Origin of the sequence: Staphylococcus sp. HMSC063A07, from assembly GCF_001836955.1 — a bacterium.
Taxonomy (GTDB): Bacteria; Bacillota; Bacilli; order Staphylococcales; family Staphylococcaceae; genus Staphylococcus; species Staphylococcus lugdunensis.
Genome location: NZ_KV830916.1, coordinates 107,359 through 119,692, shown reverse-complemented (window position 1 = coordinate 119,692; position 12,334 = coordinate 107,359). Strand labels below are relative to the sequence as shown.

The following is a 12,334-nucleotide window of genomic DNA, read 5'->3' as shown; positions in this document are numbered from 1 at the left end:
CATTACAATTTTAATACTTTGTATTTATGTCCCAAATTGACTTAATATGTAATAAATAGCATCAATGAAACACTCTATTTATTTTATATTAACGATAAAAGTCTCTCTGAATACGATCTTTCTTAATACCATATTGTTTATAAAAATGCGCCATATAATTAGCAATTTGTTCATCCCAATATATATCCGTGGCATATTGATGATGTGCTGGATTTGCCGGATTCCACCTCATTTGATACAAGGAAACTTGTCCTTGATCAAAATAGTGTGAGCGAATAAAAGATGCACCATCTATAATCGCTTTATTGGGAGAAGTCCAATGATGCGTTTTGGCATAACTTTTACCTGTTTGAATGGCATTGCTGTCAAATGCACCAATGCCAAAAAAATTATAATAGCGTTGCTGCCCATCTGTAATACCTTTGGCTAACGTGGATTGTCCTTCCCCGGTTTCAACCAGCGCATGGCTTACTAAATAAATAACATTAATTTTATATTGCTTTTGTGCTGCTAAAAATTGTTGCCCATGGCCATCGAGTATGCCTTTATTATGAAGCATTTGATTTACTTCTTTTTCAGACATCTTAATGGGATGCGTCAGTTCCATATACTTAAATTCTGTATCTCGAAAAGAAATCCGCATAGCACTTTCGACTTGATGACGATTAGCAGCAGTAAACTCACCGTTATTGTTAATGGTATTTATCATTTCTGAACTAGTTTGTAACCTCACTGCCTCGTCAAATGTTACCTGCTGATTGCTTATAAAAAATAACTGTCCTTTATATAACAATAAGATGCTAGTTATGGCTAATATAGTTATAATATAATGTTTTTTTAATTTTTTACGCTTCTTCCTCAATGATCTATACTCACAATCTTCACTTTGTCATAATAAAATATGCTACAACAATTACTAACACCACAAAAAGAAATGAACCATTGATTGCCCATTTTAAACCTTTGCGCTCTCTAAGTAAGACATTAAATAGTACTAAGCTCATCGTTAAAGAAATGGCAAACATACTTATTGCTAACATAAACTGCATGATAAACAAACAAATCAGCCCAGCAACTAAGCAAAGATTTGATGCAATCATAATACGCTTAATCATTTTTGATTCGATAAGTCTTCATCCTCTCAATTTTACCTATATAACACCATACCATATCCTTAACCTATTGTGCGCTTTATTACATAAAAAGAGGACAGTAAAACAAAGTCAAATATAACTTTGTTTTCTGTCCTATCGTTTATATCTAAATATGAATAATACGTTCTATGAACTAATTATGACTAATGTTCTCTAGACATACCTTTTAGCATATTTAACATATAAGTTAAACTGCGATTCATATCATCATCTTTTAATACACCTAATAAATGTCTAATTGATGTTTTGGCATTAGGACTAGCTTGGTTCGCAACATGTAACCCTTTGTTCACTTTAGCTAAAAAGGCACTTAAATCTTTAACTTCCAAATCACCTAATAAAAATACAAGCGATGCCATATTAGATAACAAACCGGTATATATGTCCTTATTTAATTCAACTGCAAATTTGTTGATAATAACTTGTCTTCCTTTAATAGCACCATTTAATGCATCTAAGAGTTTCGCATCATCCAATACTTTTATTAACTTGATCGCCTTTAAAATACTATCTTTATTATCAGCAATCGCGTCTGTTACTTCAGTAAGGTTTTCTAACTTAATCTGCTCGTCTGATTTTTTTAGACGTTTGATATTTGTGATTCTTTCAGCCATTATTGATCACCTTTATTTCCTGGGAAAACGTAGTCCTGACGTTCCCATTTTTTCTGAACCTGCACACTATATTGCGGATGACGTTGTTTATCTACGCGGAAGTTCGTTGGATTCAATGGTGACTTGCCACGTCGAGAAAGGATTTCCATACGACAACTTGTACGTTTGTAGGATGGTGTATCTGTATATTGATCAACATCACTATTTGTCAATAAGTTAATCGCACCCATATCACCGTGTACCATCGCATCATTATTTAATGGTATATAAATTTCTTTCCCTTTTACTCGGTCAGTGACATGTACAATTAGTTTTGCTTCACCCGTTGTAGATATCAGTTTAACTTCAGCACCTTCGTGAATATTACGGTCTTTTGCTAATTCTGGTGATATTTCAACAAAGGTATTTGGCATTTTGTACTTAATCATTTCTGTTTGATAAGTCATATTACCTTCATGGAAATGTTCAAGTAAACGACCATTATTAACATGTAAGTCATATACTTCATCTTCTTTAAAGAAGTTATCAAATGATAAAGGATAGAATTTTGCTTTTTTATTCTCAAAATTAAAACCTTCTAAGTAGAGTAATGGTTCGTCTGTACCATCTTCATGCACTGGCCATTGTAAGCTGTCAAAGCCTTGTAATCGATCATAACTTACACCTGCATATAGAGGTGTTAATCGCGCAATTTCATCCATAATGTCACCAGGATAATTATAATTCCAGTCAAATCCAAATTCTTTAGCAATCATTTGGAAAATGACCCAGTCAGGTTTAGAATCTCCTAAAGGTGTTAACGCTTGATTAATGCGTTGAATACGACGTTCTGTATTCGTAAATGTTCCATCTTTTTCGAGTGATGGACTGGCTGGTAACACGACATCTGCATATGAAGCTGTGAAAGTTAGAAATTCATCTTGTACCACTAAAAAGTCTACTTTTTCTAGCGCAGATTGTACAAAATTAATGTTTGAATCTACAATACCTGTATCTTCACCGTATAAGTAAAGTGAATGTATTTCATCATTATGGATACCCTCCATCATTTGATGATTATCTCGTCCAGGTGTTGGATTTAATGTTACACCATATTCTTTTTCAAATTTAGCACGCACATCATCGTCTACAACTCTTTGATAACCAGTAAATTGATCTGGCATGCTTCCCATATCACTTGCACCTTGAACATTATTATGTCCTCGTAATGGATAGGCACCTGAGCCAGGTTTACGATAATTGCCTGTGGCTAATAAGAAATTGGAAATTGCTGTACTAGAGTCACTACCAATATCTTGTTGCGTAATACCCATAGCCCAGCAAATGGCTACAGTTTCTGCTTTAGCTGCTTCTTCAGCAAACTTAATAAGTCTTTCTTTTGGTATACCAGTAGCTTCTTCAGCAAATTCCATTGTAAATGGTTCTAATGATGTATAATAATCATCAAAGTTATCTACCCATTCATCAATGAATGCCTTATCATGTAAGTCGTGATCGATGATATATTTTGTTGCTGCACCTAACCATACGAGATCCGTTCCTGGTTTAGGTTGGTAAAATTCATCTGCACGTTCTGCCATTTCATGTTTGCGTATATCAAAGACATGTGAGCGTTGCCCGAATAACTTTTGAGCACGTTTCATACGTGATGCAATGACCGGATGAGCCTCTGCCGTATTTGTACCTATAAGCACAGTCATTGCTGCTTTTTCTAAATCTTCTATAGAACCAGAGTCACCACCATGTCCTACTGTTCTAAATAAACCTTTTGTTGCTGGTGCCTGACAATATCTTGAACAGTTATCAACGTTATTAGATCCAAAAACTTGTCGTGATAACTTTTGCATTAAATACGATTCTTCATTGGTTCCTTTAGATGACGCAATAAAGGCTAAAGCTTCGCCACCATATTGATTTTTAATCTGACTAAAGTTATCTACAACAACTTTCAAAGCTTCATCCCATTCAACTTCATGGAATTCACCATTTTTACGAACTAGAGGTTTCGTTAAACGCTGATCAGAATTGATATGTCCCCATGAGAATTTACCTTTAACACATGTTGCAACCTTGTTGGCTGGAGAATCATGTGAAGGTTGAACTTTTAATACTTCTCTATCTTTCGTCCATACTTCAAATGAACAACCTACACCACAATATGTGCATACGGTTTTCGTTTTGTTAATACGTTCTTTACGCATTTCTGCTTCTGAATCAGAAATCGCAAATAATGGACCATAACCTGGTTCAGCCTTTTTTGTTAAGTCAATCATAGCTGCTAGAGAACCTGGCTCTGTATCAGTCATATAACCTGCATTACCTTCCATATTAACTTCCATCATAGCGTTACACGGGCACACTGTAGCACATTGACCACACGATACACATGAAGATTCATTGATAGGTACATCATTGTCCCAAATGACACGTGGATGTTCTCTATCCCAGTCAATGCGAATGGTTTCATTTACTTCAATGTCTTGACATGCCTCTACACAACGCCCACACAAAATACATTGATTAGGGTCATATCGATAAAATGGACCATAATCTTTCTCGTATGGTTTTTCTTTATATTCATAAGTTTGATGTTGTAATCCCCACTCGTCCATCGTATTATGAATTTCACAATCACCGTTATTGTAATCACAAACAGTACAATACAGCATATGCTTTTCCAAAATTCTATCTAGCGCTTCTTTTTGGCTTGATTTAACCTCATTATTTTCAGTATTAACCGTCATTGGACGATCAATTGTCGTACTACACGCTCGCTCAATTTGCCCATCAATTTCAACCATACATGTATCACATGTCTGGATTGGTCCCATTGATTCGTTATAGCAAATTGAAGGTACGAACGTATTTCTTGACTTAATAAACTCAAGTAAGTTTGTTCCAGGTTCAACAAGATAATCTGTGCCATCTAATGTAACAATTAAATGTTCCTGCATACCTTCACCCCATTTATATTTATTTAATTCTTAAAAGACTTCTCTATATCCTACATCAATACCCCACATATAAATATATCGATAATAGAATCATCTTAATTGTATAACTTAATGACTAGAATGTTAAGACTTTAATAACATTTAAAAAAATCAATTCTTTTTTCCTGCATACGTTTTCATTAAAAGTAATATGAGCATCTTATTGTTAATAATTAAAGAAACTGGCACATAAAAAAATTAACCAGTAAATACGTTTTTGTAACTTCATTTACTGGCTAATTTGTTTATAATACCTTTTATTATAGGCCTAAATTACTATTTATAATGTCTGTGCTGTCTTTTTTAGATGATTCGCTTGGAATAAAGTAGTATAATCCATCATCTTGAATGCCACCTTGACCATCTAATTGATAGCGATTCACTGTTTTATTCGCACCTTTGTAATTACTGCGAATTTGATTCATTTCACTTAAACTCAAATCTGTTTTAACATTTTTTTGTATTTCAGACAATAAACTATTGAAATGCGTGATAGAAGATTTACTTACCATTTTATTGGCCATTGCTTGTAAAATGATTTGCTGTCGTTCTTGACGACCGAAATCGCCACCTGCGCCTTCTTCTTTACGACTTCTGATAAAGTTCATTGCTTTATCGCCATCTAAATGTGTTTTTTCACCATGAACGAAGTGTGTGCCATTAATGGTAAAGGTGTCATTACTTACAACATCAACGCCACCTAATGCATCAATCATATCATGTAAACCATCCATATCAATCGTAGCATAATGATCGATTGGAACATTCATCAATTTTTCTAATGATTTTACAGCCATGTTGGCACCACCATAAGCATATGCATGGTTGATTTTTTCAGTTGTTCCTCTACCAACAATATCTGCTTTTGTATCCCTTGGAATACTGACTATATCCGTTTTTTGTTTGCTAGGGTTTATTGATAGAATCATGATGGTATCACTTCTTTGTCCATCATTTGCTTGTTTTCTTTTGGCATCAGAATCAACACCAAATAACGCAATCGTAAAAGGTTCTCCTTTACTTAAATTGACATTTTTACTTCTTAATGCTGAATGACTGCGATCAAGAGGATTATGTATTTTATCCCCTGTAATAAAAATTTTCGCAGCGACATATATAACTGCTATAATTGCCAATAATACTAGTATTCCAAACATCCATAAAAAGATTTTTAACGGTAAATTCATTTTTTTCCGTTCTGACCGTCGCACACAAACCACTCCATTCACTATTAGTCACATCAATTATATCCATAAAACATTATTTTTGAATACATCTTTAGCCTTATTTATTAGAATTTTGCTAAAATGTTTCACTATTATTTAAAATTTAACTATAGCGCTGATAAATATTAATAATCTCGTCATAGCAACCTTCATTACTGATAATAAACGGACCTGCTTCAGCAATATTTAGAGCAGCACGAGTCAAACATGTCATCTTCAGTCCTAATTCCTTGGCAAATAAATGTTGTGCTGCAATATCCCAAGGCTTAGGATTCGTATTAATATATGCACCAAATTGTCCCTTTATTACTTTTATTGAATCTAAACCACATGAGCCAATGTTGCGATTAGCAAAACATGCTTCACGCAATGCTTTGGATACATCTACTGGTATATACTGCGCATCAAATGAAATCATCGCATCTTGTAAACTAAGTATGGGTGGTTTGGGTAAAGGATTATTGTTTTCAAAGGCCCCTCGATGTTCGATTGCTTTATAGAGCTTTTGATGAACATAATCGTATATGTATGATAACTTAGGCTTTCCATTAACAAAATAACCGATAATAATACAATAATCTTCTTGTTGTTTTACTAAATTTGCAGTACCGTCGATTGGATCTAACAACCACACATGTCCTTCATGTGCACTTATCGTGTCATTATTTTTCTCTTCAGCTACCAATTGATGTCCTGGAAGATGCTCATGTAACATTTCACTAAAATGCTGCTGTAAGGCTTTATCGACATTTGTTACCAAATCAAATCTATCTTGCTTTATATCTGTATCTAATTTAGCCAATAACTGAGGAATGATTACATCAAGCTGTTGTATCCATCTCTCAATAAGCTGATCAATTTCTTCTAATCGCTTATGCATTAAATGAGTCACCTCATTTCTTTTTTACTTTATTTTAACGTATTCCTATATTAACGTATAGCTGATTTATAATTAAATTCAAACAAAAAAACGGCTAGTCATATGCTAGCCGACAAATAGAAAGGAAAGTAAGTAATAAATATTGAAGATGTTTCGATGTAACGTGAACGATTATTTTAAGCTATCTGTTACATAGCTTTACCCCTTTGTTTGTAATCGCTCTCCCCTGTTACAATTATTATAATAGCACAATTATTAAGAAAATGTAAGCGTTTTCCAAATATTTTTTAATTTTTTTTAGTTACAAAACACTTTACATATATACAAATGTCATCATTGTCACTTATATGTTATAATTAAAGTAATATGTAACATTAGGTGGTGTCTAATTTGAATAAAGCTGAAAGACAAAATCAACTCATCCATGTAATACAACAGAATCGTAAAATGACAGCCTCTGAATTAGCAACAGCATTAAATGTGTCTAAACGTACCATTTCGCGTGATATCGCCGAGTTAGAAGAACAAGGTGTAAGGATATTTGCACAGCATGGTAAATTGGGCGGTTTTCAAATTCAACAGTCTCAATCAAAAATGGCACTTTCCATCTCAGAAGAGCAACTACTTGCACTTTTTCTTACACTAAATGAAAGTCAATCGTATTCTTCATTACCTTATAAACAAGAAATACAAGAAATTATTCAGCAATGTTTAAAGTTGCCAAATACACGCGTAAGAAAGCTGCTTAAACGTATGGACAAATATATTAAATTCGACACAATTGAAGCGACACCATTACCTAAGTTGTTTTCAGACATTCTCATATACAGTGCCGAACGCAACGTAATGTCTGTCGATTTTGTTAGCGATAATAAAATGGCTGCTCAAAATGTTATTTTTATCGGTATTTTATGTAAAAACGCTGAGTGGCTTGCGATTGTTTTTGATATTGGACACGGTTGTACACGAGAATTGCCTATATTAGCAATCCATGATATTTCATATTCTTTCGAAAAGACTTTAAACACGCATGATATAACAATTGATAATTATACACAATTTTTAAACCCGTCAGATTAACTGTATTCTGTCGGGTTTTTTAAGTTTAAAAACAGACAATTATCGTGCTGAAATCAATATCATTTTATTGTTTTCTAAATTAAATATAAAAATATTTTATAGGTAAATTGTAAACTGATTACGTAACGTTTATAATAAATATGATTATAGCATTAAAGGAGGTTTACCATGGTTGGATTTTCAGTATATCTAGGAACAACCTTAAACAAGACATACATACACAAGATGACTCAGCTTGGTTATGACATGATATTCACATCCTTGCAGTTATCTAAGTTATCGCTACGTCAACAACTTGCATATTTGGGAGAGTTATGTGAGCTTTTGCGTAACGTCAATATGACTTATGTAATAGATGTCCATCCTGACTTGCTTAATCATGACTTTTTTACATTTTTCAATAATATTTCGACAGGGAATTTTATTATTAGAATAGATAATCAGCTTCAAATTTCAATGATCGAAGAACTGCAAAATCATGGTTTAAAATGCTGTTTAAACGCAAGTACCATTGATGCTTCAATATTGCAGCAACTTCCTACTAAACAACCTATATACTACTGTCATAATTATTATCCACGGCCTGATACTGGTTTATCAACAGATTTTGTCAGCGCACAAAATCACTTAATTCGACAGTTTGATTCAAATAGCATTATTTTTGCTTTTATACCAGGATCAGAATTTCGTGGACCACTTTATTGCGGACTACCTACAATAGAGCAGCATAGAACAAACAATCCTTTATTAGCTGCAACTCAACTTATGAATAGTGGCATCAATAATATTATTATTAGCGATCCATACATGACTGCCAAACATGCTGAACAACTTATATTTATGTTACGAGATAGACATTTCAAGCTTAAGGTGACCAAACTGGAACATTCTTATCAACAATTATTATTACAACAACATACATCACGGCCTGATGCACCAGAACATGTGATTCGCTCATCGGAATCTCGCTCTAGATGCCAGCAACATATCACGTCACAGCCTTACCCATTCGATATTAGAAGTTGTGGCCATGTGACGATAGATAATCATTTAAATGGGCGTTATGAAGGTGAAATTCAAATTGTTAGAACTCCTTTACCGACACATTCACATGTTAATTATCTTGCTACAATTGTTGCAGAGGACCAAGTCTTACTACCACTCATCCAACCAAATGATACATTTGAATTTATTGAAGATAAAGGAGTAAATCAATGAAACATTTAATGACAGAGCGTAGAAACAAACGTACGATGCACCTGGATGACATGCCTATTTTAGAAGCATTAAAAACAATTAACAGCGAAGATCACCAAGTAGCAATAGCAGTTCAGCAAATTTTACCGGAATTAAGTAAAGCCATTGAAACAATCATTCATCAATTTTCTAAAGGTGGCAGACTCATTTATATCGGTGCAGGCACAAGTGGACGTTTAGGTGTGCTCGATGCTGCAGAGTGTGTACCAACATTCAATACATCACCAGGTGAAGTTATTGGTCTAATTGCTGGAGGACAAGGTGCAATGACAACAGCCATTGAAGGAGCTGAAGACAGTGCATCATTAGGAGAACAAGATTTAAAAAATATCAATCTTAATAAACAAGATGTGGTTGTAGGAATTTCAGCGAGTGGTCGTACACCTTATGTTATAAGTGCACTCACTTATGCGAATCAATTAGAAGCTAAAACCGTTGCCTTATCTTGTAATGTCAACAGTGATATAAGTCAACTTGCAGATTATGCACTAGAAGTTAACGTTGGTCCCGAAGTATTAACTGGATCAACGCGTTTAAAAGCCGGTACTTCACAAAAGTTAGTGCTTAATATGATATCGACAATGACTATGATTGGCATCGGTAAAGTATATGATAACTTGATGGTCGACTTGAAACCAACAAACACCAAATTACAACAACGTTCAATTCATATAATTGAAGATATATGTAGTATTGATCATGAAACAGCACAACATCTTTATCAACAAGCTAATAATGATATTAAAGTAGCAGTTGTCATGCATATGTGTGACACTTCTAGAAACGATGCCCAACTAAGATTAACAAAGCATAATGGAGTCATTAAAAAAGCGATTCAATCTTAAGGAGGCGTTTCTTATGAAAAATGAACAACAACTTGCTGAGCAAATATTACATGCTGTCGGTGGCATTGAAAATATAAACGATATTCTTCATTGCATGACACGTATTCGCCTAAAGTTGAATAATAAGCAACACGTCAATTACACTGAATTAAAATCAATTAAAGGTGTACTTGGGGTCATTGATGATGACCGTTTACAAATCGTGTTAGGCCCAGGTGTAGTGGACAAAGTGACAGAATATATAGAAAAACAACACAAAACCACATCCTCACCTGCGCAGCCAACTGAAAATAAACAGCATAAAAATTCTAATAAACGTTGGAATAAAGTACTTAGAACCATAGCAGATATTTTTATTCCTTTAATACCAGCCTTTGTTGGTGCAGGATTAGTCGGTGGTATAGCAGCAGTTTTAAATATTTTTATCCAAGCCGGTGATTTAACTGCGGATTGGGTAAAACAAATGGTTGTTGTCTTAAATGTCATTAAAGATGGTATGTTCTTTTATTTAGCTATCTTTACTGGAATAAATGCTGCCAAAGTCTTTGGAGCAACTCCAGGTTTAGGTGGCGTCATCGGTGGTACGACATTACTAACAGGTATAAGTGATAAAAATCCAATTGTAAATATTTTTACTGGGGAGCCACTTTTACCTGGTCAAGGTGGTATTATTGGTGTTATCATTGCTGTCTGGTTACTCAGTTTAATTGAAAAAAGATTGCATAAAATAGTACCAAATGCCATTGACATAATTATAACTCCTACTTTAACGCTATTAATAATAGGTTTGCTAACGATATTTGTAATCATGCCATTAGCAGGATTTATATCATCAGGTTTAGTGATTGTAGTCAACTGGGTAATTGATATTGGTGGTATCTTTAGTGGCTTTATTATTGGTGCATCATTCTTGCCTTTAGTCATGTTAGGTTTGCACCATATCTTCACACCTATCCATATCGAACTCATCAATCAAACCGGTGCTACTAATTTATTACCTATCGCCGCAATGGCAGGCGCAGGTCAAGTTGGTGCTGCCCTTGCCTTATGGATGCGCTGTAAACGTAATAAACAATTAGCTAATGTCATTAAAGGTGCTTTACCTGCAGGCTTTCTTGGAATAGGAGAACCATTAATTTATGGAGTAACCTTGCCATTGGGAAGACCATTCTTTACCGCTTGCTTAGGGGGAGGTATTGGCGGTGCCGTAATTGGAGGTATCGGGCATATTGGTGCTCGTGCAATTGGACCTAGTGGATTATCATTACTTCCACTAATATCAAATCATATGTATCTTGGATACCTTATAGGACTTATTTCAGCTTACATTGGTGGCTTTATACTTACCTATTTCTTTGGTACAACGAAATCAATGCGAAATTCAACGCAATTAGGTGGTTAAATTATGCCAAATATATTAAACGCGATCGATGATCAATATGAATATATGACAACGACAGAACAGTATATTGCTCAATTTATATTGAACCATCCGTACGACATCATTAACATGAGTGTGGAATCACTTTCGAAAACGCTTAATATTGATGTTACTAAGATTGATGCATTTAGTTATCAATTTAATGATGATGGGTTTGAAGGACTCAAAATAAATATTCAACAAATCTTCCCAAAACAATCATTACCCTATAATATCGAAATTTTAGCCAACGATAGTGTTGATAAAATTAAAAATAAATTGCATCAACGTGCTGCAAATGCTATTAATAAAAGTACCCAAGCAATTAAACCTTATGCGATTGATCAAATGTGTAAACAACTTAAGCGCGCAAAGACCATATATGTCTTTGGCTACGGTGCATCTTACGTATGTGCACTCGATATCTATCAAAAATTTTCACGCATAGGATTAAACGTGCAAGTCGTACAAGAAACGCATATGTTAACGACACAATTGTCTACACATAGTCAAAGTGATTGCATCTTATTTATCACAAACAATGGTGATCAAAGTGAATTACAAGCCTTGGTCAAAGTGATTAAAGATTATCATATTCCTATCATGACAGTAACAAGTCATAAGCACAATCCAGTAGCACAAGCATCAGAGGTTGTCTTAGTTTATGGTAACAGTGATGAAAACGAATTAAGAATGGGTGCTACAACCTCATTATTTGCACAAATGTATACGATTGATACATTATTCTACAGATATATTGCATTAAATTATCAAGATTCACTAGATTTCATCACGCAATCTAAAATGGCTCTAGACAACTATCGCAAGCATCTATCAAATATTGAGTTTAGACATTAATTACGAA

At 34.2% G+C, this 12,334-nt stretch carries 11 protein-coding genes; 5 read left to right on the top strand and 6 right to left on the bottom strand.

Annotated elements, in window-relative coordinates; translation table 11 throughout:
• Positions 1-88 precede the first annotated feature (88 nt).
• The 6 genes from HMPREF2597_RS05565 to HMPREF2597_RS05540 form a co-directional block, all read right to left on the bottom strand.
• Positions 89-862, bottom strand: coding sequence for an N-acetylglucosaminidase (locus HMPREF2597_RS05565; RefSeq protein ID WP_002478796.1), 774 nt, complete (start codon positions 860-862; stop codon positions 89-91).
• 19 nt (positions 863-881) lie between these two features.
• Positions 882-1,115 carry a hypothetical protein gene (locus tag HMPREF2597_RS05560; RefSeq protein ID WP_002460123.1) on the bottom strand — a complete coding sequence of 78 codons (234 nt, stop codon included), beginning with the start codon at positions 1,113-1,115 and terminating at the stop codon, positions 882-884.
• A 182-nt stretch (positions 1,116-1,297) separates the two neighbouring features.
• Positions 1,298-1,768, bottom strand: a complete 471-nt coding sequence (locus HMPREF2597_RS05555; protein ID WP_002460124.1) for a helical membrane plugin domain-containing protein — start codon at positions 1,766-1,768, stop codon at positions 1,298-1,300.
• The gene (fdhF, locus tag HMPREF2597_RS05550) at positions 1,768-4,722 is read right to left on the bottom strand and encodes a formate dehydrogenase subunit alpha (protein WP_002460125.1); all 2,955 of its coding nucleotides are present in this window, start codon (positions 4,720-4,722) and stop codon (positions 1,768-1,770) included. Before fdhF ends, HMPREF2597_RS05555 begins: the two co-directional genes overlap by 1 nt.
• Positions 4,723-5,021: 299 nt before the next feature.
• Complete coding sequence (locus tag HMPREF2597_RS05545; protein ID WP_002460126.1) at positions 5,022-5,972, bottom strand: LCP family glycopolymer transferase; 951 nt, start codon at positions 5,970-5,972, stop codon at positions 5,022-5,024.
• Positions 5,973-6,090: 118 nt separating this feature from the next.
• Complete coding sequence (locus HMPREF2597_RS05540; protein ID WP_002478794.1) at positions 6,091-6,867, bottom strand: inositol monophosphatase family protein; 777 nt, start codon at positions 6,865-6,867, stop codon at positions 6,091-6,093.
• Between the two features lie 390 nt (positions 6,868-7,257).
• Between HMPREF2597_RS05540 and HMPREF2597_RS05535 the strand changes: the two genes are divergently transcribed.
• The 5 genes from HMPREF2597_RS05535 to HMPREF2597_RS05515 all read left to right on the top strand — a co-directional run bounded on the left by HMPREF2597_RS05535 (position 7,258) and on the right by HMPREF2597_RS05515 (position 12,327).
• Positions 7,258-7,947: a helix-turn-helix transcriptional regulator gene (locus tag HMPREF2597_RS05535; protein WP_002478793.1), complete on the top strand. Its 690-nt coding sequence runs from the start codon at positions 7,258-7,260 to the stop codon at positions 7,945-7,947.
• A 168-nt stretch (positions 7,948-8,115) separates the two neighbouring features.
• Positions 8,116-9,165 carry a MupG family TIM beta-alpha barrel fold protein gene (locus HMPREF2597_RS05530; RefSeq protein ID WP_002460129.1) on the top strand — a complete coding sequence of 350 codons (1,050 nt, stop codon included), beginning with the start codon at positions 8,116-8,118 and terminating at the stop codon, positions 9,163-9,165.
• A complete protein-coding gene (murQ, locus tag HMPREF2597_RS05525; protein ID WP_002478792.1) occupies positions 9,162-10,049 on the top strand; it encodes an N-acetylmuramic acid 6-phosphate etherase in 888 nt (295 codons plus the stop codon). The genes HMPREF2597_RS05530 and murQ overlap by 4 nt, the downstream gene beginning before the upstream one ends.
• Positions 10,050-10,062: 13 nt before the next feature.
• Complete coding sequence (locus HMPREF2597_RS05520) at positions 10,063-11,451, top strand: PTS transporter subunit EIIC (RefSeq protein ID WP_002478791.1); 1,389 nt, start codon at positions 10,063-10,065, stop codon at positions 11,449-11,451.
• A gap of 3 nt (positions 11,452-11,454) precedes the next feature.
• Positions 11,455-12,327, top strand: a complete 873-nt coding sequence (locus HMPREF2597_RS05515; RefSeq protein ID WP_002460132.1) for a MurR/RpiR family transcriptional regulator — start codon at positions 11,455-11,457, stop codon at positions 12,325-12,327.
• Positions 12,328-12,334 lie beyond the last annotated feature (7 nt).

Bases quoted from the DNA above. Each gene is read 5' to 3' on its own strand.
- HMPREF2597_RS05560 (WP_002460123.1), bottom strand. From the start codon at position 1,115: ATGATTAAGCGTATTATGATTGCATCAAATCTTTGCTTAGTTGCTGGG.
- HMPREF2597_RS05555 (WP_002460124.1), bottom strand. From the start codon at position 1,768: ATGGCTGAAAGAATCACAAATATCAAACGTCTAAAAAAATCAGACGAG.
- fdhF (WP_002460125.1), bottom strand. From the start codon at position 4,722: ATGCAGGAACATTTAATTGTTACATTAGATGGCACAGATTATCTTGTT.
- HMPREF2597_RS05540 (WP_002478794.1), bottom strand. From the start codon at position 6,867: ATGCATAAGCGATTAGAAGAAATTGATCAGCTTATTGAGAGATGGATA.
- HMPREF2597_RS05530 (WP_002460129.1), top strand. From the start codon at position 8,116: ATGGTTGGATTTTCAGTATATCTAGGAACAACCTTAAACAAGACATAC.
- murQ (WP_002478792.1), top strand. From the start codon at position 9,162: ATGAAACATTTAATGACAGAGCGTAGAAACAAACGTACGATGCACCTG.
- HMPREF2597_RS05520 (WP_002478791.1), top strand. From the start codon at position 10,063: ATGAAAAATGAACAACAACTTGCTGAGCAAATATTACATGCTGTCGGT.
- HMPREF2597_RS05515 (WP_002460132.1), top strand. From the start codon at position 11,455: ATGCCAAATATATTAAACGCGATCGATGATCAATATGAATATATGACA.